Raw genomic sequence first — 24,692 nt, 5'->3', positions numbered from 1 at the left:
GTCAGCCGATCCAGTTTAAGCCAAAAACCAATAGCTGAGTGATCGCATGAATTGCTTCTTCTTTCTTCCATTTCGTTAAGGCGTGATTTTGAATGACTGATCTGACCACCATTGAAAATAAACTTCAACCACGAATCAGTGTTGCGCCAATGATGGATTGGACCACCAAAGATTATCGTTTCTTTGCACGTCTGTTTAACCCGAATGTGATTATGTACACTGAAATGGTCACCACAGGTGCGATCATTTATGGTGATGCCAAACGTCATTTGGACTTTAATGCGGAAGAGCAGCCAATCGTTTTGCAACTCGGCGGCTCGAATCCAAAAGATCTGGCAATCTGTACCAAGATGGCGCAGGACTGGGGCTATAACGAAGTCAATTTAAATGTAGGTTGCCCAAGTGACCGGGTACAAAATAATAAAATTGGTGCCTGTCTGATGGCGGAGCCTGATCTAGTCGCAGAATGTATTGCTGAAATGCGTCATGCGGTGGATATTCCAGTGACCGTAAAACACCGGATCGGAATTGATGATATGCAATCTTATGAAGAGATGCTGCATTTTGTCGATACCGTGGCCAAAACCGGCTGCAATAATTTTATCGTGCATGCGCGGATTGCCTTATTAAAAGGTCTATCACCTAAAGAAAACCGCGACGTGCCACCCCTACGTTATGAAGATGTCTATCGTTTAAAACAGGATCGTCCTGATCTGCTCATCGAGATCAACGGCGGAATTAAAACCTATGCCGAAACGCTGGAACATCTCAAACATGTGGATGGCGTGATGATTGGCCGCGAAGCCTATCATAATCCTTACTTACTGGCTGAACTGGGCCAGTTATGGAATCTGGATGCACCAGACCGTTTTGACATTATGCAACAGATGCTGCCTTATATTGCCCAGCGCATGGCCGAAGGTGCACCTTTATCCATTATTACCCGTCATATTTTAGGACTGTTCCAGAATTTGCCGGGTGCACGTAAATGGCGTCAGGCTTTAAGCGGTGGTAATGCCAAAACCTTGAAAGATGTAGAGACTGCACTTTTTAATATTCAGGAAGCGATGCAGCGTACCGAAGATTATGTACGTGAACATCAGCAAGTTGAATCCTAAATACAAAAAGCACCAATGATCGGTGCTTTTTTATAGCGATTGCGCATGAGTTATTGCGTATACGCCGTGATATTGCCGACCGGAATTGGCTCTTCCTGATAAGAAACATCTTGTAATGCGGGTTCAGCCACTGGTGTAATCAGAGAGCCGGAGACATTCTGGTTCGGTTCATCTACAGGTTCTAGATCATCCAAGGCTGAGGCCAGTTGCTGTAATTCTCGATCCAGTTGCTGACGATATTTTTCAATTTCAATTTCATCAATAAAAGCAAAGGCATCATCTTCAATCGACCAACTATACCCGCCATCTACCTTAAAGACTTTTACATGAATGGGATATTCTTCACCCTGATAATTCAGATGAGAAATGGCCTGAAACTCATTCCCCTGACGCTGGACAATTTTGACCTTTTTCACAGTAAAACGATAGTGTTGATAATCTCGATTGGAATTAAATTCACGTTGCATCTGCGTTTGAATATTTCTGGCCAGTTCATCCATCGAGACAAAATAACTGCATCCAGCCAGACAGGTAACCATCCATAACATCATGATTTTTTTCATAGCGCCCCCTCTTTTTCTTTCCACTTCCTGCTTATAGCTGATATATCCAGTATTTTTATCTTTGCTTATTCTGTGATCCATTTTATGCTTTTTTGCAAAAACAATAAACAAACAGCGCTTCGATTAAGATTAAATATTTATGGTTTCTATAGTTTTTTTGAATTAATGATAAAAAATCAGCCATAAAAAAACCCTGATGGATTCAGGGTTTTTTCAATACAGATCGTTTTAAAAATCATCATCACTGGATGGATCACGATACAAGGCATCATGAATGGCTTCGATCAACTGCTGGGCAATCTCCTGCTTGGAGGCTTTTTCCAGATCACGTTTATCCAGCTGATAATGCTCGGCAAAGAATACCGTCATGGCATTTTCATCCGAAGCAAATCCGATATCTGCACGTGATACATCATTGCAGGCAATCATATCCAGCTTTTTCGCGACCAGCTTTCCGGCAGCATATTCTTCAATATTGCGGGTTTCTGCAGCAAAGCCGACCATAAATGGACGTTTTTCCTGCTGGGCAATGGTAGCGACAATATCCGGATTTTTCACCAAAGCGACATTCAACTTATCTCCGGCTTTCTTGATTTTATGCTCGGCTACTTCTGCCACACGATAATCGGCTACTGCAGCTGTCGCAATAAAGATATCGCAACCATTTTCCAGCATTTGCATACTTTCATTCAGCATTTGCACAGCAGAAGAAACATTCTTACGTTTCACGCCATTTGGGGTGTCCAGACTGACCGGCCCTGCGATCAAGGTGACATTTGCCCCTGCTGCATAACAGGCTGCAGCCAGTGCAAAGCCCATTTTCCCGGTACTGTGATTGGAAATATAACGCACCGGATCAATCGCTTCGCGAGTCGGGCCTGCGGTAATCGTGACTTGTTTACCCGCAAGCAGGCCAAATTTTTCCGCAATCGCACGTTGAGCTTTATGAAAATATTCAGTTACCTGATGCGCTAAATCTTCCGGCTCAGGCATCCGGCCCAAACCTACATCCCCACAAGCCTGTGAACCCGCGTCCGGCATGATCACATGCACACCGTCTTCGATCAGTGTCGCAAGATTACGCTGCGTTGCTTTGGCTGCCCACATTTGCTGGTTCATGGCAGGTGCTACCCAGACGGGTGCTTTTGTTGCCAGATATAAAGTACTTAAGAGATCATCAGCCAGACCTGCGGCAAACTTTGCCAAGGTGTCACAGCTGGCCGGTGCTACCAGCAACAGATCTGCCCAACGTGCCAGCTCGATGTGGCCCATGCCGGCTTCTGCTTCAGTATCCAGCAATTCGGTATGTACAGGATTGCCCGATAAGGCTTGAAAGGTTAAAGGTGTAATAAAAGCCTGTGCACCGTGAGTCATGACGACCCGCACATCAAATCCGGCATCTTTCAGACGACGAACCAGAATTGCACTTTTATAGGCAGCAATACCGCCAGTAACGGCCAAAATGATATTTTTATGAGGAATTACACTTAGATCAAAGCTCACGAACAGATTACCTTGCTGTTGCAGTGGGGCTCACAATAGCATTAAATAATCGCATCCCCAAGAGATCAGCTTGCGGGAAAACTGATAATTCATAATAAATAAGTCTAATAACTATGCAATTTTCTATTAAAAACTGGCCGGAACAAGAACGGCCGCGAGAACGCTTAATTCAATATGGCGCAGAAAGTCTGTCCGATGCCGAGCTACTGGCTATTTTTCTACGCTCCGGTTCCCAGCAACATTCGGCAGTTGATCTGGCGCGTTTGCTGATTCAGCATTTTGGTCATTTGACTGCGTTGCTCGATGCACCTTTACAGGAAGTCAGCCAGTTTCATGGCATGGGCATCAGTAAATATACTCAACTGATGGCCGTCAAGGAACTCGGACGGCGTTACATAGCCGAGCACCTGAAACAGGATGCACTGGAACTTACCAATTCCAAGCGGCTGAGAGATTAGATCTCTTGCGAAAGTAAAAAATTGTTTATACTAGCCCCATGAAATATGAAAATTTAACTCGATTTAATGATGGGGAATTTAAACGACTCGTTGGAGTTCCTCGTCCATTATTCTTAAAAATGGTATCGGTGTTACAACACGCTGAACTTGCCAAGAAAAAATCTGGAAGGCCGCATTCTTTGTGTTTAGAGGATCAATTATTGTTAACTCTAAACTACTTACGCTGTTATAGGACTCAAATTGAATTATCCGCTGACTATAATCTCGCTGAAAGTAATGTGAATCGTACTATTCATAAAGTTGAAAATGCTCTGATTCAATCACGGATTTTTGCATTACCCAAAAGGAATCAAAAGTTTAGTGAAGGTGATTATGTGATCGTTGATGTCACTGAGTCACAGATTGAGCGTCCCAAAAAAACAAAGAAAATTCTATAGCGGTAAAAAGAAGAAACATACGCTAAAAACACAGGTCATTTTTAACCCAAGACTAAAGCAAATTGTAAGTATACAGGTCGAAAGTGGCAGAAAACATGATCTGACGATTGCGCGTAAGTATTTTAAGGAGATGATCATTTATCCTTGTATTATGGCAGATTTAGCCTATAAAGGATTTCATCAGATTAAGAGTAAGTTACTCATTCCAATCAAGAAACCTAAGAATTTATCATTACCCAAAATAGCAAAACAGATCAACCAAGAAATCAGTCGGCGTAGGATCACAATTGAACATATCAACGGCAAACTTAAATATTTTCGGATATTAACAGAACGGTATAGAAATAGACGGAAACGATTTGGTCTAAGAATGAATTTAATTGTTGGAATGGTGAATTGGATGCTTTTGAATTAACTTTCGCAAGAGATCTATTACTTACGTTTTGAACTGCTCGGTGAAACTCAGGAAGTGTTTGCCGTGCTGTGTCTGGATGCCAGTTTAAGAAAAATTGCCTTTAAAAAACTGTTTTATGGCTCCATCAATGCATGTGATATTTCCATTAATCAATTGCTACGTTATGCGATTAGCCAACAGGCAACCTCAATTGTCATTGCACATAATCATCCGCTGGGCCGGCCCTCTCCCTCCAAGGCTGACCTAGTGTTAACCCGTCAGATTCAACAGGCCTGCCAGCTAGTGGATATCCATCTGATTGACCATTGCATCATCGCCTTGGAAGGCAGCTTTTCCTTTGCTGAGCAGCAACTCATCAAACCGGAAATGCAGTATTGAATAGCACTTGACAAAGCAGGCACAACTCCACAAGATCATGAAAAAAATTGTGATGATTCCAATAAATGATCGTACGTGACCAGCCGACTGTTTTTAAACTGCTGTTTTCCTGGCGGGGGACGATTTTACCTAAAGTTTTGCCACCTTTAGGCGTAGTGATGCTGATGTCAGCCATCATCGGTGGCTTGTCACATATTGGTTATTTTCATTTTCCAGAATTACCCCTGGTCGGCTTTACCCTGATTGGAGTGGTACTGTCGATCTTTCTCGGATTTAAGAACTCGGCCTGTTATGACCGCTGGTGGGAAGCGCGCAAACTTTGGGGCATTTTGATTGCCAATTCACGTCATTTTGACCGTGATTGCCGGATGCTGTCTCAAGGTCGCCGTGAACGTGTAATTCAGCATGTGATTGTCTTTGCCAATGTCCTCCGTGACCGGCTACGCCATCAGACAGCCAATCCGACGGAACTTGTGGAAACCAGCGGCATGAGCCAGCAGGCTGTGACCCAGCTCTATCAGCAGGCCAATGCGCCGCAATATACCTTAAGCCTGATTCAATGGGAGTTAATGCAGGCGCTTAAAGAAGGTGAAATCTCCGATATCATCTATATGCAGATGAATAATCATGTGGCGGAACTAAGTATTGTCCAGACTGGTTGTGACCGGATTGCGACGACGCCTTTGCCTTTTGCCTATTCGGTCTTGCTCAATCGTACCGTCTATTTTTTCTGTTTTATTTTACCTTTTAGTTTAGGTTCAACGCTTGGTCTGTTTACGCCTTTACTGGTTGGAATTTTGGCTTATACCTTTTTAGGATTAGATGCTCTAAGTTCGGAAATTGAAGAGCCTTTTGGTACTCAGAGTAATGACTTGCCGCTGGACTCGATGGTACGTACGATTGAAATTGAACTGTTAGGGACTTTAGGTAAACCGACGCCACCACCGATTCAGGCTCAAGATCATAATTTGCTTTAATTTATAATTCTCTCCTCGCCCTTTGTTATTAGTAGCGAAGGGAAAATCTTCTCTCAAATGAAAAAGATCGAGGTAAAGGAATGACTAAACAAAACTCTCCCAAATCCCGACCTGCCCCGGTTTAAGACTCGGGACATTACCGAGTTTAATCCAGGGCATATGATCGCCATGAAAATCACTGCCAATCGAAACTTTAAGATCATGTTCAGCAATCATTCGATCCACCATCTGCCGGGTGGAACTTGGTTCAATCGCCGGTGGCAGCTCGACGGCATCTCCACCGAACTTGGCAAAGATCTCGATCAGGTAGCGAATATTGGTCGCAGATAAATCATATTTGGTCGGATGTGCCAGTATCGCAAAACCACCACTTTCATGAATCACCTGAATCGTGTCTTCAAGACTCAAGCCATCAAATTTGACATAAGCTTTCTTGCCTTCCTTGATGTATTTATCAAAAGCCTGTTGCGGACGCGTCACAATCCCCTTTTCTACCAGCGTTTTGGCAATATGGGTCCGTGTCACCCGATCAGGGATATGGTCGACTTTGACCAGTACATCAGCATAAATATCTTCACCAATTAAAGGAACCAGCAGATCACAAATCTGTTTAGAACGTTCAGCCCGGATTTTCTTTTGCTGATTGAGGGCTTTTTGTAAAGGCTCAGGATTTTGCATATTTAGCGCGACGATATGCACGCCATAGTTTTTCTTGGTGGCAGGACGTGACCATTGGCTGGATATTTCCACCCCGGAAATGATCTTAATCTCATGATTTTTGGCAGCTTCTTCCGCCAATACCAAACCGTCCATGGTGTCATGATCCGTCAGGGCCAAAGTATGGACAAGTTTTTCCACAGCCGCTTCGACCAATTGCTGAGGACTGAAAGTTCCATCAGAAATATTACTATGTGTATGTAAATCTACGCCGTGCATCTCTATACTATGACATTTATTTGATCAGATTTAGATACTCTAACATGAAAGCACTTTTAGACTTTGTGCCACTCATTATTTTCTTTTATTTATATAAAACTGTAGATCCAAAAGACACTGACCATCAATTGCTGCAATTGATCGGTTCTGCGGGGGGTGTCGACAATAATAATATTCTTGTTGCAACCACAGGTCTGATTATTTCCATGCTGGTCGTCTATGGTGCGTTATTTGTCATACAAAAATTCCGTCTGGACAAGCAGCAATGGATTGTCTTGTTTATGACGGTAATTTTTGGTGGCATCACTCTGATCCTCAGCGATGATTTTTATATCCGTCTAAAAGCCGTGTTACTGAATCTGGTCTTTGCAGGTGTATTCTTCCTGTCCCCTTGGTTTAGCAAGGATAAAAAGCCTCTAATCCAGCGGTTATTTGGTCCAGTATTCAATCTAAGCGAAAAAGGCTGGTTCAAGCTGAACTATGCTTGGGTTGCCATGTTCGTACTGATGTCATTTCTGCATACCTTTTTCGCCTATTTGTGGATGGATGGAAAATATTGGGGCGAATTTACCGCATTCGGTGACATGATCGTGATGTTTTCCTTTATCATTATTCAGTTTATTGTATTGCGCAAATACTTTAAGACCGCTGAATAAGTCCAACTACAAACGATTGAGAGTCATCATGCCATTATTCGTCGTTAGCTGTACCGATCGGGAAGGTACAGTTGAAAAACGCCTCACGATTCGTCCACAACACCTTGCACGTCTGGAACAGTTAAATGCTGAAGGCCGCCTGATTGTTGCAGGTGCTATGCCTAAAGATCCAGCCAATCCACAGGCCGGTTTTTATGGCAGTACCATTATTGTCGATTTTGACAGTCATGAAGCGCTGGATACATGGCTACAGGATGAACCTTTCTTAAAAGAAGGTGTGTACGAACACATCGATGTCAAACCATTCAATAAAGCATTCCCTCAAGGATAAGGTTCATGCGTGTTGTTACTGCCAGTATCATTGGCCTATGTTTTATGATTTCTCCAGTATGGGCAGTCGAAGTTGCGCCTGCTCCTGTGATTCAGGAAAATCAGACAGCACAACCTCAAGGGATAGCGGCGAATGCCCAAACCCAGTCTACGCCGAAACCTGCCATTATTCCCGCCGTAGCGTCTTCTGCCCAGCCGGTGCCACCTGCCGAGAATAAGCCATTAACTGCAGAAGAAATCGCAAAGCTGAAAGCCCAGCAAGATGCCAAGGTCAAAGCCTTGGTCAAAGATCAGGCTACCCGTTTGCAGCAACTGGAAAAAGCCAATCTGGAAGCACTATCGCAAAATCAGGAATTGCAGCTCAAGAATGACAACCTGGGCGTTCAGGTACAGGTGCTGCAAAGTGAACGCAGTGCGCAGATGTTCCTCTACGGTGCAGCAACATTGGCTGTCGGTGTATTGCTCGGCTTCCTAATTGCGAGCTATGTTTATACCAAACGTCGTCGTCAATGGTAAGCTATAGCCCTTCCCGATATCTTTAAGGTTGTACCCGTTTTGTCGCACGCAATTCAAACTGCCGATCTGGATTGGCAATTGGTGGATGGCATTGATGTGCCTGTGTCCAAGCAATTTGGTGATGTGTATTTTTCCAAAGACAATGGCTTGCTGGAAACCCGGCATGTCTTTTTAAATGGCAATGATCTCACGACGCGTCTGGCAGATTTAAAACCTTTTGAATATTTCTGTGTCGGTGAAACGGGTTTTGGTACTGGTTTAAATATTCTGGCGCTGTGGCAGCTCTGGCAACAGGTGCGTCCGGATAATCACAGTCATCTGCATGCGATTTCAGTTGAAAAATTTCCTCTTTCCAAAGTTGATCTGATTCGGGCCTTAAATGCCTGGCCAGAACTCAAGCCTTTAGCTGATCAACTCATCTCTCAATATCCGATGCCAATTGCCGGCTGTCATCGTCTCAGTTTTCCTAAAGAACGATTCAGTCTGGATCTATGGCTGGGTGATGCACATGATGTTTTCCCGGTGATTGAAAAAACTGCGCCGGTGAACGCTTGGTTTCTGGATGGTTTTGCGCCTTCCTGCAATCCGGACATGTGGGAAGAAAATGTTTTAAATAATATTGTACGTTTATCCGAGATTGGGACAACTTTCGCCTCTTTCAGTGTTGCTGGCGTTTTAAAACGTGGCTTAAAAAATCATGGGATTTCAATTTCCCGTCCACGTGGTTTTAAGCATAAGCGTGAAATGCTGAAAGCGATCTGGAATCCGGCTGAAGAGACTGAAAGTTCATTAATACAAGAAATCACTCAAAAAAAAACTGAGCGAGATACAGAGACCAATATCAGACCTAGCCAAATCGCTGTGATTGGCGCTGGAATCGCCGGTTTAAGTACAGCCTGGGCATTCGCTCAACGTGGTCATCAAGTCACGATTTACGACCAGTCAGCGCCACTCTCAGGAGGTTCTGGCAATCCACTGGCTTTGCTCAATCCCAAACTCTGTCCGGTTGAGCAAAGTGCTGAACATCTGATGACATTGGCCTGGCAACATGCCTTAAATCATTACCAAAAATTTAAAGCTTTCCGCCCGATTCAGGTCAATCAGCTTGCCTTAAAAAATCCTGAACAGCTTTTAGGATTGGCAGATGAATATCCTGAAGAAATTCTTGCTGTACAAGATACAGAGTCGCAAGAGCTTCAAACTGCATTTCCAAGTTTAAAATTACTAGAAGCTGGCGCGGTTTCTCCTCATCAATTGCGTGATGAAATTCTACAGAATGTAAATATCCGATATAAACAGGCCAAAATTAGCCATATTGAAGCGGCTACAAAACCTCAGCTATTTTCAGATGAACAGGATCTAGGTGAATTTGATCATGTCATTGTCTGTACTGCGCGAGAAACAGCACAATTCTTTGCAGATTATCCAGCTCTGAAACCGATTCGCGGACAGGTCAGCTGGATGAATAATCAAGCCCAGCCTTTAAGTCAAAATATTGCCTATAGTTACGGCGGTTATTGTATGCAACTGGATGCTGAACATCTGATCTTGGGCGCTTCTTTCTATCCAGGTCGAGATGATATCGAGGTGTTAGCAGAAGACCATGTACACAACTACGAATTGATCCACAGTGTATTCCCAGAATATGCACAGTCATTAGCTTCTACCGATACCTGGCAAGGCCGTGCATCGGTACGCGCGCAAAGTCAGGATTATTTCCCTTTGCTCGGTAAAATGAAAGCGGATGAGGAAATTTACAGCTTTGCCGGTCTCGGTTCTAAAGGCTTTCTGTTTGCGCCGCTCTGCAGTGAAATTCTGGCAGCCCAGATTCTCGGTGAAGCCTGTCCGGTGCCATCCAGTTTAGTAAAAAAACTCAGTGTGACTCGTTTTCAAAAGAAAGTGAAAATGAAGAAACCGTATTTTAAACTACAAATTTAATTACTATTTTGAATGAATCCCCCTAAATCCCCCTTTAAAAAAGGGGGGACTTTTCTCTACTTTTATGAATAAATAGAATAGATGTAGCTCCTCCCTTTAGAAAAGGGAGGTTGGGAGGCATTAAATCTCACCCATTAAAAAAGCGCCTTGCGGCGCTTTTTTTGACAGAATGCTTATACACCCTGTTCAAGCGGTAAGCCTGCATCACGGGCAGCACGAGTACCACCCATCAGAATGACATATTCACGTGAGCTGTCAAAACCCTCTAGTTTTTCCGCAGCACGTGGAGCTTTACTGCCCCCACCACACAAGATGTAAATGGGTTGATCCGCTGACACCTGAGTTAGGCTTTCTGCTGAAAGATCGTTAATGGGCTGATTCACCGCCCCTTTCACGTGTGCTTCAGCAAAAGCACTTGAATCGCGTACATCCCAGATAATTGCATTTTCTGGGAACTCAAATGTTGTAATTTCTTGTTTACGGATCATTGCGCACTCCTTTGATGTAAACAACACTTGGCAAATGAAGAAAACATCCCTAGCATCTCAGATATTCTTTCCCTTTGTAAAGGTCTAAACTATGCCTTCTTTCGATATTGTTTCTGAATTAGAAATTTTTGAAGTAAATCATGCAGTTCAAAACACCCAAAAAGAAATCGCGACCCGCTTTGATTTCCGTGGTCAGGACGTTTCTATTGAACTGAATGAAAAAAACAAGGAAATCAAAATCTCGACTGAAAGTGATTTCCAGTGTGAACAAGTCTATAGCATGCTGGAAAGTCATTTCTTTAAACGCAAAGTCGATATTCAGGCGCTTGACCCACAAAAAATGACAGCTTCTGGCAAAAATGTGATTCAGGTGATCAAGCTTAAAGATGGTCTTGACTCAGATACCGCAAAAAAAATTAATAAAGCCATTAAAGAAAGTGGGATTAAGGCGCAATCTTCTATTCAGGGCGACAAGATTCGTGTGACTGATAAAAAACGCGATACATTGCAGCAAGTAATGGCATTCTTGAAAGAACAGCAATTTGGTTTGCCTTTACAGTTCAATAACTTTAAAGATTAAGACAGCAACGTCTGTAGAAGGAATTATGGCAAAGAACAACCGATTAGCCAGATTAGTCAAAGCCACTGCACGATTACCGCAAGGCATTCGTACTGCTTTGTTAAGTAAAACTTTTGGCCGGGTGGTCCCGATGGTCGGCTCTGCCAAGATTCGTTATGAGGAAATGAGTGCGTCCAAAGTGGTAGTAAGTATGGCCAATCATAAAGCCATGCAGAACCATATCGGACAAATCCATGCATGTGCAATGGCCCTGCTGGCAGAAACAGCGACCGGCTTTGTGACGGCAATGAATGTTCCGGATACAGCAATTGTACTGATCAAAAGCTTAAAGGTTGATTTTAAGCGCCCGACACGCGGTGCCATGACTGCTGTTGCTACGCTCACGTCGGAGCAGCAAGCCCTGATGCAAAACTCGGATAAAGGTGAAACCCTGGTTCAGGTCACCGTTACGGATGAATCAGGTGAAGCCCCCATTCAATGTGAAATGCTCTGGGCTTGGATTGCCAAGAGCCAGCTCAAGAAATCATAATTTCTTCTTTTAGACAAAAAAATCCCAGACATTAAATCTGGGATTTTTTATTTCAAGTCATCATTGTGCTGTTTGCGATTCTAAAAGCTTCTGTTTCGCTTCTTCTGGAATCAGACGTTTGTTGCCTTTGACATCTACAGCAACAAAGGTAAACACACCTTCAGTTACCCGAATTGGGGGGCGTGAATCATCATGGCTATCCCAAACCTCGATTTCCATCTGGATAGATGTCTTGCCAACTTTGAGAATTTTGGTATAACAACTAATCACGTCTCCGACTTTTACCGGTACCAGAAAAGTCATCTGGTTAATCGAAATCGTGGCACAACGTCCCTTTGAAAATCGTTCTGCGTGAATCGCGCCTGCCAAGTCCATTTGTGAAACGATCCAGCCACCAAAGACATCACCACTCCAGTTGGTATCTGCAGGCATTGCGATCGTCTGTAGGGAAAGAATCCCCTCTGGTCTTACTTGAGAATCTGACACTTTCACTCCAGGCATTTGAATTAGGGTTGGGTATTTAACTGCTGATCAAGCCATTTTTGCAGCTCGCTTGACCGTAATGCACCGCTTATTCTAGCAATTTCGTTGCTTTTATTCATCAACACCAGCGTCGGAATACTGCGAACATTAAATGCCGAACTTAAGCGAGGATTCGCTTCTGTATCAATTTTTGCAAAAACCACATTTGGATATTGCTGGGCGACAGTCGCAAAATGCGGTGCCATCATTTTACAGGGACCACACCATTCTGCCCAGAGATCAATCAGGATTGGCAAGTCACTATGCGTGACAAACTGGCTGAAATTCTGCTCATTCAGCTCAATTGGTACCAGTGGAATCAGGGCTTGATGACATTGACCACAAGCAGGGTTGGCAGTGAGTTTATCTTCAGGGACACGGTTTTTGGCCAGACATTCCGGACATACAATAATCATCTAGCGCACTCCAATATGTTGATGTAAGAATTCTAATTGGGTCGAAACTGCTTTTTCAAACCATTCCCCATGATAAATATCAAAATGCCGGATATTCCACTCATGATATTGCACAAATGGTGCAATATTGGTCGCAGCTTCACGACTGGATTCAATGGGAATCAGACTATCCAGTTTTGCCGCAATAAACAGGACTGGAATGTTAATCTTTCTGACTTCCTGAATCGGTCGATAGCGCATCAGTTTAAAGAATGCCCGTGCAGGAATATGACCACTCCAGTAATAATCCGGATTGACAATCGACAGATAACCTTCATAACTGTCCTGTGTCGGCATAAAACATAGCTCATGCGGATCAACTACAGGTAAGGTTTTTGGTGCCATACCAACCTTGGCCCCCATATAATCCTGACTGGAAACTTTAAGCGCCTTGGGGAGTTGCTGTAAAGGATAAAGCTTAGCACTTTCAGCCCCATCGACAAAAGGCACCTGTACCATCGCCGCCTGAATATTTTTCAGCTCTGCTGCAAGTGTCAATACATGCCCACCACTTAAGGCCGTACCCCAGAGCACGATCCGTTTACTGTCAATCGATTTGCGTTCCTGAATATGTCTGATCATGGTTCGCCAGTCATCGAGCTGGGCATTGATCGACACCAGTTCACGTGGACGCCCAGTGCTGCCGCCCCAATAGCGATAGTCAAATAAAACCACCGCATAGCCGGCACTGGCAAAACGCTGGGCATATTGCACCAGTTTAAATTGACGTAAGGCAGCCAGACCATGAGCCATCAGGATTACGGCCGGTTTTTCTATATTTTTAGGCCGATAAAAATCTGCAGCAATCACTTCCTGACCGCTTTTGACATACAGTGGTTCAACTGTATAAGCCTGCATACGCGCTCCATTGCGTTATCTTATGGTTATCATCATTTATAAAAATTTCAGAACAGGTTCAGCATGTTTTCAGCTTAATGCTATCATAAAGCATATCGATATAAATGAAATGATGGAGTGGCGTCATGAGCGAAAATGTAGGTTTTGCTGGTCAAATTGGTCCGGAACACGTAACTCAAGTGGTTGAGAAAGGTTTTAAATCGATTATCAACAACCGTCCGGACATGGAAGGGGGTTCCGAGCAGCCGACCAGTGCACAAATCGAGGAAGCTGCACGCAATGCCGGTCTGGATTATGTATTCCAGCCAGTAGTAGCCGGTCAGATTACTGAGCTTGACGTACGTACTTTTGCCAATCATTATAATGAGTTACCAAAACCGATCTTGATGTTCTGTCGTACTGGAAACCGCTCGAATAATTTGTATCAGCTGGCAAAACAGATGGATCTGCTGGATGACTAAGTCGTTTTGGAAAGGTGTGGTACTAGCAATCTGTTTTAGCTGTATTACACCTGTTTTTGCTGCAAATGATCTTAGCCGTGCGCTGACTTCTACGGTGAGTGTTACGGGGCAAATGACACCAAGCAAGTTTCAGCAATTGATTCAGCAAGGTTTCAAATCTGTGATTGTCAATCGGCCGGATCAGGAAACTGGCAATAATGTCACGGTGAGTCAATTACGCTCTATTGCGGAAAAATCTCAAGTGAGTGTGATTTATCAACCTGTAGTGAGTGGCCAAATTTCTCAAGCCAATATTGAAGAGTTTGCTCGATATTATAATGAGTTGCCAAAGCCGATTTTGATGGTCTGCCGTAGTGGCACTCGTTCAGCCGCTTTGTTCAATCAGGCGAAATCTCAAGGATTGATTCATGAATAAAATTTTGGTCGTGTTATGTCTGAGCTTGAACTTTTTCGGTTGTAGTTCAATGAATTTGAAGCCGACTGTGGGTGTGAGTGTAGGGACGTCGATTTAAGTTTTTAAATTTCAACCCCCATAAAAAACAGCGCCGAAGCGCTGTTTTTTCGTCAGATAAGATTATTAGTTGACACATGTTGTATATGGACTTACGCGGTTAGGTGCATAACTTCCATCAGCAGCATAATCACTACTTAAACTTGGCAATGTTAATGTTGTATAGCCTCTAGTTGGTGTTTGTGCAAGTGTAGTTTTCGCTCCTACTTCTACTGCGATCCAATGAGCATTTGCTTTTGGATATTCAATGATGAAGTCAAACCGACCAGTACTATCTGTACGATAGGTCGTGGTATATGGGTGAGTCGTACTATTATTTGCTGTACCACCTAAGAAACGAACCACACGTAATGCCTGACCATTAGCCATCCAAGTTGTTGTTGTTGGATCCACCGTACATGTCGTTGCTGAGTTTGTATCTTGAACTTGTGCAGGTATTGTACCTACTAATGGATAATAATAATCACCTGGTTTAATCCAACCTTTTAGATTCGTAAATGGATAAACCGCATCTAGTTCTTTAACTTTTAAGGTAATAGGATTGCCATCCACATCGACACCAGGTTGCTCAACTATTTTCCATGCATCTTTCTGAATTTCATATTTCCATTCACCTAAAACATAAGAAGTTGGACGAATATCTAAAACCACATCCTGATTTGCCACTGGCTTCCCATCAACATCAACCAGCTGAACAGAACCTTCTTTTTGATAATAAATACCGTTACCTGTTGATGTAAGCTCTGTTGGATTAAAATTAACCGCAATAGAACCAATCGTTACTGGCACTTCGGAATTTACCACATCAATCACATGCGGTACACGTCGCTCTGTATTCTGCGTATCTTTAACTACAGCTTCTACACGTAAATCAGCAGCAACGAAGTCATAGGTTGGATTACGTAAACTTTCATCAATTACAATTGAAAATTTTGCCCAACCATTCTCATCACTTTCAATAGTAGATGCGCCATGAATATATGCACCATTTTGATTATATTGAGGAATTGTTAATGTAACTGCTTTACCAGCTTGACTTGAACCATCTAAGTCTACTACCAATACTGATACTTCGAAAGAATCACCACGGACATTTAACTTATCTTTAGATACTTTAATTTTTAAGTCCAATTCTGGCGCTAAAACTGTTGGTGAGTGCACTTGAATACTGCCAGGTAGACTTACTGAAGCACCTGTTGCAGTGGTATGGGTTGCCGTTAATTCGATTGGTAGAACTGGTAATACTAATGTACCTTGTAGTGATTTCATCGATACTTCAAATACAGCTTCACCAAATTGATTAGTAATGAGCTGTGAAGCCCCTTTAATACTAGTCGCATTTCGCGGATCAGCAATAGCTAAGCTAACTTTTTCATTCGCAACACCGCCTTGATTCTTATCAAGAAGTTTAACCGTCACAAATGCACTATCACCTGCTGAACTTAATGACACACGACTACTATCAATAGTTAAGTGATAAGGATTACTAATATCTTGAACAGCAAAATTTAGCTTCGTCTGAATTTCATTACCGCGTGGATCACGGATAGTTCCTGTTACTACAATAGATTCTAAAGCAGCAGATGTAATACCTTGTGGAATAATTAAGTCAATTGGCACTGAACCATTTCCTTGTATTACCACTCCGTCAGCACTCAGCTTAATACCTGCAGCTATCGCTTCTGGATTCAGAGTCAATCGCATTGGTGTACCAGCTGCAGTATTAATCCCCATTTCATCTTTAACAGCTGCATACACTTTAACTGTTTGCCCAGCTGTCACTGTTTTTACATCTGATGTTAAACGCGGATTTAAAGCATTTGCTGGAGCGGTGATACTAATTACACTTGTTTGCTGTAAACGATCGCCATTATTTAAGTTCGTACCAACTACGGCAAAGACAATACCATTTTTGATCAAACTAGCATCATAAACGCCCTCGGCTACGGTCACGGTAAATTCAGCTTCACCATCACTATTCGTTTGAGTTGGTATATTGCTTAATGACACACGACTAGAAGTGAGACTAGATAAAGCAATTGCAATTGGTGTATTTGGAATAGGATTACCCTTTTCATCAACTGCTGTAATTTTGACGCGAGTCTCACCACCGAGAACAGAAATTGTATCTAATGGGTCACCATCAACTGTCGTAAAGACAAGATCTGCTAAGTCTGGTAAAACCACAGTGGCTTTCTCTAATTCAACTTTACGAACTAACGTGTATGCAGAACCATCAGCACGTCGTGCAGTCGCAGTAAATTCCAAATCATTTGCAGCTAGATTCTCAATTTCAGCTTGATTTTGAGGATTAATCGTTACTTCAAATATTGCAAGACCATTACTGTCTGTCATGACTTGAGATGGTGAAGCAAAACTTACACCACTTCTTAAAGCAGCTTCATTTAACCCAAGTGAAACGACTTGGTTTGCAAAAGCCTTACCTTGTGTATCTTTCGCATTAATTGTCACCTGAATCGTCTTAGGTGTATTCACACCCAATGTAACAACATAATCAGATGCATCTAAGGTAAAGTAATCTAGAATCTGCCCGGCATTTGGTGATTTAAAGTTCAAGGTTTGAACAGCAGCTTTACCATTGCTGGTTGTCGCCGTGATACGAACACCTGGACTTACCAACTTAATCTGCTCTTGAGTACCTGCAACTTTATATTCAAACTCAAAATAAGCGTAACCATTGGCATCAGTAAGCTTAGTTGCTTCACCTGTTAAAGTGAATTGTGCTGTTTTTAACTGCTCTAGGGTTAAATCCGGTGTATTAATCGTAACTTTTGCACCCTGTAAAGCACCCTTATCAGCAGATAACGCTTTTACTGGTACAATAATTTTTTGATCTTTTGAATAATCAAATGCTTGCAGAATTGGATCAATTAAAACCTCTGCAGGTGTAGATTCAACATCAGGAGCTCTTAAATCAATACGGCGAGAAGCTTCATAATTCGAACCATCAGCACGTTTAGCTGTTAATGTAACCTGTAAATCACCTGACTCAAGGTCGCTAATCAAGTTTTGAACTTCGCCCTTATTACGTGGCAATGCCTTAAAGGTGAAGGTCACATAACCATCAGCATCAGTTTTTTGTGCAAAGGTTTGCGCACCAATGTTCGCACCTGTTGGATCAAGTAAATAAATACCATTCTTATGCGCTTGTTCATTATAGCTGATCGTTACATCTTGATTAGCAAGTGCTGTACCACCCACATTTATTGCACGTACCTTAACTGTAATATCAGTTTGTACGTTTTCTTCGATCGCAGCATAACCATCTGTATCAATAGAGATATAATCTAAAGCTTCTGAAGTCAAAGACTCTCTAAAGTTCAATTTTGCTGTCTGCGTTTTTCCGTTTGCAGTTGCTGTTACAGTCACACCATTTAAGATATCACGCTGTACTGTGGTATTTGCATATTGATATTCAAATACAAACGTTGCATAACCATCATCACCTGTAAACTGTTCAGCGGCACCATTTAAGCTAAAGTTCAACTGTGCTAACTTATTTTGAACATCCGTGGTGATCGCAACTTTTTCATTTTTAAGCGTGCCACCATCGACATCTAGTGCTTTTACGCGTACTTGAATCTTATGATCTTGAGTATAGTCAAATGAGTTTAATACTGGATCAATGACTAAAGTCTCAACTTTAGATTCAAATTGCTCTTCAGCTTGTACCAATTCAACTTTACGTTGAGCTTGACGAACAGACCCATCGGCGACAGCTGATAACACTTTCACTGTTACGCCATTTGCCAATAATGCTTCTAATTCCTGTTGGTTCTTCGGATGCACACTGAATTCAAATTTGGCATAACCTTCTGCATCCGTTGCAACAGATGAAGCGGTAAGAAGATTAATTCCATTTTCATTGGTCAATTCAATCTGAACATTTTGATTTGCCAATACTGCGCCATCAGTACCTTTTGCAAGCACAGACAACGCAACTTTAGTTTCTACATCCGTATCAATGACAGCTTTACCAATCATATCAATGACAAGAAAATCAAGCGTATTAGTTTGAGTTTCCGCAAAGTTAATAACCGTGCGTTGCTCTTTACCATTTGCAGTCGCCAATAACGCTACACCTTTCAATGCAAGGTTTTTTTGCTCTGTAGATTGTGCATCGTAGTTATAGCTAAATTCGAAGACAGCATAGCCTTGATCATCGGTATATTGCTCAGCAGCACCATTTAAACTCAAATTAAGTTTCGCTAATTCTGTACTTGAGATGTTTTCAGGACGCAATGTAATTTTTTCATTACGTAATGCGCTACCATCTTCACCAATCGCCTTCACTCGTACCGCAATGGTGTGATTTTTACTGTAATCATAAACACTAATTGGATCAATGATCAGATAATCGACTTCACTTGGTGCTTCTGCTTCTGACTTATAAAGTTCAACTTTTCTTGATACTTTGTATGCAGAACCATCTACACGCTGTGCAGATAAACGAACATTCAAACCAGATGCAAGCAATGCATCTAATTCAGATGCATTTTCTGGTGCAATGTTGACTTTAAATGTGGCTTGTCCTTGTGCATTGGTCACAACTTCTGTCGCAGAATTAAATGAAATACCACTATTGGTTTCTGTTTCATTCAATTCAATTTTCACAGTCTGGTCTTTTAATGTCTGACCATTTGTTGCCAATGCAGTTGCTGTAATCATCACTTCTGTTGGTTGATCGGTTGAGATAACTGCACGCCCACCTGTAGATACCACTAAATAATCAAGATTGATTTCTTGTTCATTTGCAGGTGCTTTAAAGTTAATAATCGTATTATTCGTCTTTCCATTGGCAGTTGCTGTAATTTCAAAACCATTTAGCAGTTTCTTTTGTGCAGGAGACTGTGCATTGTATTTATAGTCAAATGTGAATGTCACGTAACCATAATCATCAGTCAGTTTCGTCGCATCACCGACTAGACTTATATTTAAGTCCGCTAATTCTTGCGCACTAAAGACCGTTGTTAAGCTGACTTTTTCATTACGCAAAGATTGACCTGCTTGACCAATCGCCTTGACTCGCACTTGAATTGTTTGATCTTGCGTATAGTCATATGCAGCTTGCAACGGATCAATTAATAGTGAAGAGACTTGTGAAGCTTGCTCTTGCTCAATAAGCTTAATTGTTCTTAGCGTTGTATATTCAGAACCATCTTTTGCAGTTGCTTTAACAGCGACTGTTACACCACTCGCAAGCAATGCATTCAGTTCATCTTTATTTTTTGGTTTCGCATTTAAAACGAGCTCAGCATTACCTAATGCATCTGTAACTAGGTTGTTAGAGGTTGCATACGTTACGCCATTTGAAACTGCAGTATTATCAATACCAATACTAATACGTTGGTTAGCTAAAACCTTACCATCTGTACCCATTGCCTTGACACGGATCTTGATCGGTGTATCTGTAGTGGTCGAAATTAAGGCTTGTCCATCTGTATCAACAGTAAAGAAACTTAAGTCAATACTATCGCTCGGAGCCTTAAAGTTAAGGCGAATATTGCTGACCTTACCATTCGCCAAAGCATTGAAATTAAGACCTTTTTTCGCCAGCTCTTCTTGTTTAGGCGTTTCGTTATACTGGTAACTAAGTTTAAACGTTGCATAACCTAATGCATCAGTGATTTGTTCTGCTTGGGTCGTAAAACTTAAGCCTAACTGCTGCATCTGCTGATTAGTTAGGGCAGATTTTAATTGAATTTTTTCTTTTGCTAATGGGCTTCCATTGACATCTAATGCTTTTACACGAACGGTAATTTCTTGATTTTGCGTATAGTCAAAACGGGTTAAGATTGGATCTACCATAAGGTAATCCACTTGACTCGTTCCAGTGTCAATAATCGAGTTTGAAACTAAATCAATTTTACGAGTAACTGAATGCTTAGAACCATCATTACGATAAGACACTACTGCAACAGTTAGGCCTTTTTCAATTAAGGTATTTAATTCAGTTAAATTACGTGCTGCAACTTTTAATTTAAATTCAACTTTACCTTGTGCATCTGATACAAGCTTAGTTGCTGTGGCATATGAAACACCATTTGAAATCGCAGTTTCATCAATACCAATAGCTAATTCTTGATTTGCAAGAACTGCACCATCAACACCAAAGGCTTGCGTACGCACTACAATTTCAGTTTGTTGATTAAGTGCAATTTGAGCTAAACCATCAGTATCTAAAGTAAAGTAATCAAGGCTGACTTTGTCACTGACACTCTTTGTATTGAAGTTAACTTTAATTGTTTGAGTCTTTTGATTAGATAATGCCGTGGATGTAAAAGTAATCCCTTGCTTAGCCAACGCTTGCTGTTCTGCAGATTTATTATATTGATACTTATAAACAAACGTTGCATAACCATCTACATCTGTTAAAACTTCAGCAGCTGTACTTAAACTTAGACTCAACTTATTCAGCTGATCATCTGAAAGTAAAGATTTAATTGATACTTTTTCATTTTTAAGAGGGCCACCTTTTTCACCAATTGCTTTTACTTTAATCGTAATGTCTTGATTCTTAGTAGGATCAAAGTTTTCATTGATTGGGTCAATTAAGAGATACTTAACTGCTTCAGTTGCAACAGCCTTATCTTCAACAACAATTTTAATATTATTGCTAATACCGTTATCTGTTGTAAACGTCGCTGTGATCCCTGAAGCCTTTAATGCTTCTACAGCTGCTGCTGTTTGCGATGCTGGTGTTTTAATTCTGAAAGTGACATAACCCTCTGCGCCGACAGACTGACTTTCATTTAAATCAAAGTTAACACCATCACTACTGCCTTCTAACTTAACAGCATTCGCTACAGCTTCGCTATTCAAGGTAAGTTTGATTTTACCTTTTTTCGCAGCATGACCATTGTTCGCAATCGCTTTTACCTTAATTTCAACACTATCAGACATTGCATTGATTTTATAAGATGAAGCGATTTCTAAACGTTGAATAGCTTCTTGATCGGTTGCACTATCATCTGCAGTAATAACATCAACAGTAATGGTCGCGAATTTCTCAGGGTTCTCTAAGAAAGTTGCTTTAAGTTCAATTCCTTCATCTTTCAAAGCAAGTGGTGTATCAGAATTACTTTTTAGGATAAATTCCGCATAACCTTGTGCATTTGTAATGGCTTCAGTTTTATCCAAGGTCACACCACGACCTGATTGATTGGTCTCCAGGCGAACTTTTTTACCTGCTAAATCTTGTTTATTGGAATTTTTGGCATATACACGAATACGTGCTTCGCCATTTTTTGCAGCAATCGGTGCATCAGGCTTAATAATTTCAAGTTTATCGACAATTGTTGCAATATCTTTAAATGTTAGAGACGTAGTTGCTTGCTTTTCTGCACGATGCTCATCAATGAGTTTAAAGTTTAGTGTTTTAGAGGTATCTACAAGCTGTTGAATTTGTGCCGCAGTTAAATTTTTATTTGCTACAAGTTTAAAATTTGCTTTACCTTCACTATCTGTCTGTACAGATGATCCGTTGCTAATTACAAGCAACCCTTGTAACTCAGCAGGTAAAGACAATTCAACGGTTTGTCCTGGCTTAGAACCACCTTTTGGATCAGTCACTTGGACAAAAAATTCAGCTGCCCCATTTGGTAAGTCAATCGTAAGGCCTTGTGGCACATCTAGAGTATAATCACTAACAATTACACTAGATTTTTTAATATTAAGGGTATATACCTGTTTAACTTGTGTGCCATCTACAGTTGCAGTTAATTGCACCTTACCTGATTCAATATTAATCGAAGGAATTTTAAGCTCAAAAATAGCGATGCCATCTTCAGCTGTAGCAACTAAGGAACTTTTGCTTGTTACGCCTAACTTATCTGAATCATTAATCGCTAATCGTACATTTTTGCTAGAAATTCCACCTTTATCCGCATTTAATACTTGAACTGCAATTTGGATTGTAGAATTATCTACAACTTGGACGGTACTTTGGCCATTTTGATCTTGTAAAGCAATATTTAAACTTTCAGGAATTTGCGCTGTATTATTTGTGGATTCATTTCCTGTTTCACTAGATCCGCCTGAACCTGACTGATTATTATTTCCCTGATCATAATATCCATCACTACCGCCCCCCCCACAAGCAACTAAAGAAATCGATGTTGCTAAAACAGTCGTGTTAACCCCTAATTTTTTTAAATTTATAAACAAACTCATGATTTTTCCCACTGGATATAATATTTAAGCTGCCATAAAAATTAATCTTCTGGCTTTTACACAAAATTTACTCAAATTAGCAAAAATAAGCAATCTAGTTACATAATTTACATCAGAAACATTGTAAATCTTACATATAAATATTTAGTTTTTGAGACTTGGGAGGCAGTTTATGCACGACCTCATCATCATTGGCGCAGGCACTGCAGGAATCAGTGCTTATAATAAAGCCATTAAACACACCCAGAATATTTTAATTATTAATGATGGCCCATGGGAGACTACATGTGCTCGTGTAGGCTGTATGCCGAGCAAGCTTCTAATTTCTTCTGCTAATCGTATGCATGACATTCAATCCGCAAACAACCTCGCTTTACAATATGATGCTGTAGTAGATACTTCTGGTGTCATGCAACGTATGCATATCCTTAGAGAACGTTTCATTCGCGCAACCTTAAAAGGCGTAGATCAATGGGAAACTTCACATAAAGTTTCTGGGCATGCAAAGTTTATTGATGCGCATACAGTTGAAGTCAATGGACAATCTTATCAGGCCAAAAGCTTTATTGTTGCTGTAGGCTCACGCCCCAATATTGATGAGACTCTAAAGCAAAAATTAAAAGACAAATTCATCACTTCCAATGAAATATTTGAATTTTCCCAATTACCTAAGTCTTTAGCAGTGATCGGGAGTGGCATCATTGCAATTGAATTAGCTCAAGCCATGCAACGCCTGGGTGTACAAACCACAATGTTTGCGCGTAGTCAAAAAGTAGGTGCTTTAACTAGCCCAATCTTACAAAAACTGGCGCAAGAGCAATTCAGCAAAGAGCTCAATATCAAATTTAAAACCTTACCAGATGAGATTGAGATCCAAGCTGATAAAATAAAGATTAACTTTACAGAAAATGATCAGACTAAGAGTATTGAAGTTGAATATGTCTTAGGTGCTACAGGTCGGCAAAGCAATATAGATCGTTTAGGTCTAGATCAACTCAATTCAATATTCAAGGACATCAAAAACCTTCCTATCGATAAAAAAACCAAACAACTTGCGAATCTACCTATATTTATAGTCGGTGATGCTGCGCCTGATGCACCCATTCAACATGAAGCCGCGCATGCCGGCAAACAGGTAGTTTATAACTGTGTGAATTATCCGAATGTAAAACCTATTACTGCTTTAACACCATTAGCTATTGTATTTTGTCATCCTGAAATGGCGATTGTCGGAAAAAGCTTTAAGCAACTAGAAGATCAACAAGTCAACTTTATTCGGGGATTCGTCTCTTACGAAAACCAAGGACGTGCGCTAGTCCTAGCGGAAAACACAGGCGGAGTAGAAGTTTATATTGATAAAAACTCAGGTAAATTACTTGGTGCAGAACTCTTCTGTTCACAGGCAGAACATCTGGCCCATTTATTAGCCTGGATGATTGATGCAGATCAAGATATTCACCAGATTCTAAAGAAACCTTTTTATCATCCTACGCTGGAAGAGGGTCTTAGAACTGCCTTTAAACATGCTCGACGTCAGTTTGATGCATTGCAAGAAAAAAGTTAAGCAATCCAACCCTTACTCAAGGTTAATTATCGCTCTAGCTTAATATTGGACACTGTATAAAGTTAACTTTATATGAATACCGAATCGTCAAGACAATTACCCCATGCACAAAAAAACACCCCCTGCCATTGCAGGGGGTGTTTCTGGAATAATGAGCTGGCGATGACTTACTCTCACATGGGTAACCCCACACTACCATCAGCGCTAAGAGGTTTCACTTCTGAGTTCGGGAAGGGATCAGGTGGTTCACTCTTGCTATGGTCGCCAGCACAACTGGTATGATTACTTACTGAGGTCTTATGGTTG

At 41.3% G+C, this 24,692-nt stretch carries 20 protein-coding genes, 1 rRNA gene and 2 pseudogenes; 14 read left to right on the top strand and 9 right to left on the bottom strand.

All coding sequences use genetic code 11. From position 1 onward, the window contains the following. The first annotated feature begins 92 nt into the window (after positions 1–92). Positions 93–1,118: a tRNA dihydrouridine(20/20a) synthase DusA gene (gene dusA, locus ACO1B7_RS09605; protein ID WP_396469862.1), complete on the top strand. Its 1,026-nt coding sequence runs from the start codon at positions 93–95 to the stop codon at positions 1,116–1,118. 50 nt (positions 1,119–1,168) lie between these two features. Here dusA and ACO1B7_RS09600 read toward each other — a convergent pair whose 3' ends face one another. After that, entirely contained in the window at positions 1,169–1,681 is a 513-nt protein-coding gene (locus ACO1B7_RS09600) for a hypothetical protein (protein WP_180038923.1), read from the bottom strand. 228 nt (positions 1,682–1,909) lie between these two features. Further along, positions 1,910–3,184, bottom strand: a complete 1,275-nt coding sequence (gene coaBC, locus ACO1B7_RS09595; protein ID WP_423090112.1) for a bifunctional phosphopantothenoylcysteine decarboxylase/phosphopantothenate--cysteine ligase CoaBC — start codon at positions 3,182–3,184, stop codon at positions 1,910–1,912. A 113-nt stretch (positions 3,185–3,297) separates the two neighbouring features. Here coaBC and ACO1B7_RS09590 point away from each other — a divergent pair. The 4 genes and pseudogenes from ACO1B7_RS09590 to ACO1B7_RS09575 form a co-directional block, all read left to right on the top strand. Beyond that, positions 3,298–3,639: pseudogene (locus tag ACO1B7_RS09590) on the top strand (UPF0758 domain-containing protein); the annotation flags it as partial. Between the two features lie 41 nt (positions 3,640–3,680). Then, a protein-coding gene (locus ACO1B7_RS09585) for an IS5 family transposase (protein ID WP_004729218.1) occupies positions 3,681–4,494 on the top strand; the annotation gives its coding sequence in 2 pieces (ribosomal slippage) (positions 3,681–4,067 and positions 4,069–4,494; 813 coding nt in all). An 18-nt stretch (positions 4,495–4,512) separates the two neighbouring features. After that, positions 4,513–4,872: pseudogene (locus tag ACO1B7_RS09580) on the top strand (JAB domain-containing protein); the annotation flags it as partial. A gap of 65 nt (positions 4,873–4,937) precedes the next feature. Beyond that, a complete protein-coding gene (locus ACO1B7_RS09575) occupies positions 4,938–5,849 on the top strand; it encodes a bestrophin family protein (protein WP_114541813.1) in 912 nt (303 codons plus the stop codon). Between the two features lie 84 nt (positions 5,850–5,933). On the opposite strand, the gene ACO1B7_RS09570 is transcribed toward ACO1B7_RS09575, so the two are convergent. Beyond that, entirely contained in the window at positions 5,934–6,785 is an 852-nt protein-coding gene (locus ACO1B7_RS09570) for a PHP domain-containing protein (protein ID WP_253138215.1), read from the bottom strand. 44 nt (positions 6,786–6,829) lie between these two features. Here ACO1B7_RS09570 and ACO1B7_RS09565 point away from each other — a divergent pair, with 44 nt between their 5' ends. From ACO1B7_RS09565 to mnmC, 4 genes are read left to right on the top strand one after another with little or no spacing between them, the layout of a single operon-like run. Beyond that, positions 6,830–7,441 (top strand): septation protein IspZ, encoded by a 612-nt coding sequence (locus ACO1B7_RS09565; RefSeq protein WP_004281606.1) that lies wholly within the window; start codon positions 6,830–6,832, stop codon positions 7,439–7,441. 28 nt (positions 7,442–7,469) lie between these two features. Further along, the gene (locus ACO1B7_RS09560) at positions 7,470–7,772 is read left to right on the top strand and encodes a YciI family protein (RefSeq protein ID WP_153566556.1); all 303 of its coding nucleotides are present in this window, start codon (positions 7,470–7,472) and stop codon (positions 7,770–7,772) included. Positions 7,773–7,777: 5 nt separating this feature from the next. Next, on the top strand, positions 7,778–8,287 hold the full coding sequence (locus ACO1B7_RS09555; protein ID WP_153566557.1) for an SH3 domain-containing protein: 510 nt from the start codon (positions 7,778–7,780) through the stop codon (positions 8,285–8,287). A 39-nt stretch (positions 8,288–8,326) separates the two neighbouring features. Then, positions 8,327–10,225, top strand: a complete 1,899-nt coding sequence (gene mnmC / locus ACO1B7_RS09550) for a bifunctional tRNA (5-methylaminomethyl-2-thiouridine)(34)-methyltransferase MnmC2/FAD-dependent 5-carboxymethylaminomethyl-2-thiouridine(34) oxidoreductase MnmC1 (protein ID WP_071851606.1) — start codon at positions 8,327–8,329, stop codon at positions 10,223–10,225. Between the two features lie 173 nt (positions 10,226–10,398). On the opposite strand, the gene ACO1B7_RS09545 is transcribed toward mnmC, so the two are convergent. Next, a complete protein-coding gene (locus ACO1B7_RS09545) occupies positions 10,399–10,713 on the bottom strand; it encodes a rhodanese-like domain-containing protein (protein WP_005101788.1) in 315 nt (104 codons plus the stop codon). Positions 10,714–10,804: 91 nt separating this feature from the next. Between ACO1B7_RS09545 and ACO1B7_RS09540 the strand changes: the two genes are divergently transcribed. Together ACO1B7_RS09540 and ACO1B7_RS09535 are read left to right on the top strand one after the other, a co-directional pair. Next, positions 10,805–11,293 (top strand): YajQ family cyclic di-GMP-binding protein, encoded by a 489-nt coding sequence (locus ACO1B7_RS09540; RefSeq protein ID WP_004281601.1) that lies wholly within the window; start codon positions 10,805–10,807, stop codon positions 11,291–11,293. A 25-nt stretch (positions 11,294–11,318) separates the two neighbouring features. Continuing rightward, the gene (locus tag ACO1B7_RS09535) at positions 11,319–11,822 is read left to right on the top strand and encodes a DUF4442 domain-containing protein (RefSeq protein WP_004645125.1); all 504 of its coding nucleotides are present in this window, start codon (positions 11,319–11,321) and stop codon (positions 11,820–11,822) included. Between the two features lie 60 nt (positions 11,823–11,882). Here ACO1B7_RS09535 and ACO1B7_RS09530 read toward each other — a convergent pair whose 3' ends face one another. The 3 genes from ACO1B7_RS09530 to ACO1B7_RS09520 are packed head-to-tail and all read right to left on the bottom strand — an operon-like array spanning position 11,883 to position 13,657. Further along, the gene (locus ACO1B7_RS09530; protein ID WP_153566559.1) at positions 11,883–12,323 is read right to left on the bottom strand and encodes an acyl-CoA thioesterase; all 441 of its coding nucleotides are present in this window, start codon (positions 12,321–12,323) and stop codon (positions 11,883–11,885) included. Positions 12,324–12,328: 5 nt separating this feature from the next. Beyond that, a complete protein-coding gene (trxC, locus tag ACO1B7_RS09525) occupies positions 12,329–12,760 on the bottom strand; it encodes a thioredoxin TrxC (protein WP_005101783.1) in 432 nt (143 codons plus the stop codon). Then, positions 12,761–13,657, bottom strand: a complete 897-nt coding sequence (locus tag ACO1B7_RS09520) for an alpha/beta hydrolase (RefSeq protein ID WP_423090111.1) — start codon at positions 13,655–13,657, stop codon at positions 12,761–12,763. 125 nt (positions 13,658–13,782) lie between these two features. Between ACO1B7_RS09520 and ACO1B7_RS09515 the strand changes: the two genes are divergently transcribed. After that, on the top strand, positions 13,783–14,118 hold the full coding sequence (locus ACO1B7_RS09515) for a protein tyrosine phosphatase family protein (protein ID WP_004281596.1): 336 nt from the start codon (positions 13,783–13,785) through the stop codon (positions 14,116–14,118). Continuing rightward, complete coding sequence (locus ACO1B7_RS09510; protein WP_423090110.1) at positions 14,111–14,533, top strand: protein tyrosine phosphatase family protein; 423 nt, start codon at positions 14,111–14,113, stop codon at positions 14,531–14,533. Before ACO1B7_RS09515 ends, ACO1B7_RS09510 begins: the two co-directional genes overlap by 8 nt. Positions 14,534–14,695: 162 nt before the next feature. On the opposite strand, the gene ACO1B7_RS09505 is transcribed toward ACO1B7_RS09510, so the two are convergent. Next, positions 14,696–22,822: an alpha-2-macroglobulin family protein gene (locus tag ACO1B7_RS09505; protein WP_423090109.1), complete on the bottom strand. Its 8,127-nt coding sequence runs from the start codon at positions 22,820–22,822 to the stop codon at positions 14,696–14,698. Between the two features lie 172 nt (positions 22,823–22,994). Here ACO1B7_RS09505 and ACO1B7_RS09500 point away from each other — a divergent pair, with 172 nt between their 5' ends. Then, positions 22,995–24,386, top strand: coding sequence for a dihydrolipoyl dehydrogenase (locus ACO1B7_RS09500; protein WP_423090108.1), 1,392 nt, complete (start codon positions 22,995–22,997; stop codon positions 24,384–24,386). Between the two features lie 154 nt (positions 24,387–24,540). Here ACO1B7_RS09500 and rrf read toward each other — a convergent pair. Continuing rightward, positions 24,541–24,655, bottom strand: a 5S ribosomal RNA gene (gene rrf, locus ACO1B7_RS09495). Between the last annotated feature and the right edge of the window lie 37 nt (positions 24,656–24,692).

This window comes from Acinetobacter lwoffii (assembly GCF_049367455.1).
GTDB lineage: Bacteria > Pseudomonadota > Gammaproteobacteria > Pseudomonadales > Moraxellaceae > Acinetobacter > Acinetobacter lwoffii_W.
The sequence above is the reverse complement of the archived record's forward strand: the minus strand, read 5'-3'. Positions and strand labels throughout refer to the sequence as shown.

Excerpts from the sequence above, each read along its gene's own strand:
- ACO1B7_RS09530 (WP_153566559.1), bottom strand. The coding sequence starts at position 12,323 with ATGCCTGGAGTGAAAGTGTCAGATTCTCAAGTAAGACCAGAGGGGATT.
- ACO1B7_RS09565 (WP_004281606.1), top strand. The coding sequence starts at position 6,830 with ATGAAAGCACTTTTAGACTTTGTGCCACTCATTATTTTCTTTTATTTA.
- ACO1B7_RS09575 (WP_114541813.1), top strand. The coding sequence starts at position 4,938 with ATGATCGTACGTGACCAGCCGACTGTTTTTAAACTGCTGTTTTCCTGG.
- ACO1B7_RS09500 (WP_423090108.1), top strand. The coding sequence starts at position 22,995 with ATGCACGACCTCATCATCATTGGCGCAGGCACTGCAGGAATCAGTGCT.
- trxC (WP_005101783.1), bottom strand. The coding sequence starts at position 12,760 with ATGATTATTGTATGTCCGGAATGTCTGGCCAAAAACCGTGTCCCTGAA.
- ACO1B7_RS09555 (WP_153566557.1), top strand. The coding sequence starts at position 7,778 with ATGCGTGTTGTTACTGCCAGTATCATTGGCCTATGTTTTATGATTTCT.
- ACO1B7_RS09540 (WP_004281601.1), top strand. The coding sequence starts at position 10,805 with ATGCCTTCTTTCGATATTGTTTCTGAATTAGAAATTTTTGAAGTAAAT.
- ACO1B7_RS09505 (WP_423090109.1), bottom strand. The coding sequence starts at position 22,822 with ATGAGTTTGTTTATAAATTTAAAAAAATTAGGGGTTAACACGACTGTT.
- ACO1B7_RS09560 (WP_153566556.1), top strand. The coding sequence starts at position 7,470 with ATGCCATTATTCGTCGTTAGCTGTACCGATCGGGAAGGTACAGTTGAA.
- ACO1B7_RS09520 (WP_423090111.1), bottom strand. The coding sequence starts at position 13,657 with ATGCAGGCTTATACAGTTGAACCACTGTATGTCAAAAGCGGTCAGGAA.
- dusA (WP_396469862.1), top strand. The coding sequence starts at position 93 with ATGACTGATCTGACCACCATTGAAAATAAACTTCAACCACGAATCAGT.
- ACO1B7_RS09535 (WP_004645125.1), top strand. The coding sequence starts at position 11,319 with ATGGCAAAGAACAACCGATTAGCCAGATTAGTCAAAGCCACTGCACGA.
- ACO1B7_RS09600 (WP_180038923.1), bottom strand. The coding sequence starts at position 1,681 with ATGAAAAAAATCATGATGTTATGGATGGTTACCTGTCTGGCTGGATGC.
- ACO1B7_RS09510 (WP_423090110.1), top strand. The coding sequence starts at position 14,111 with ATGACTAAGTCGTTTTGGAAAGGTGTGGTACTAGCAATCTGTTTTAGC.
- ACO1B7_RS09545 (WP_005101788.1), bottom strand. The coding sequence starts at position 10,713 with ATGATCCGTAAACAAGAAATTACAACATTTGAGTTCCCAGAAAATGCA.
- ACO1B7_RS09515 (WP_004281596.1), top strand. The coding sequence starts at position 13,783 with ATGAGCGAAAATGTAGGTTTTGCTGGTCAAATTGGTCCGGAACACGTA.
- ACO1B7_RS09570 (WP_253138215.1), bottom strand. The coding sequence starts at position 6,785 with ATGCACGGCGTAGATTTACATACACATAGTAATATTTCTGATGGAACT.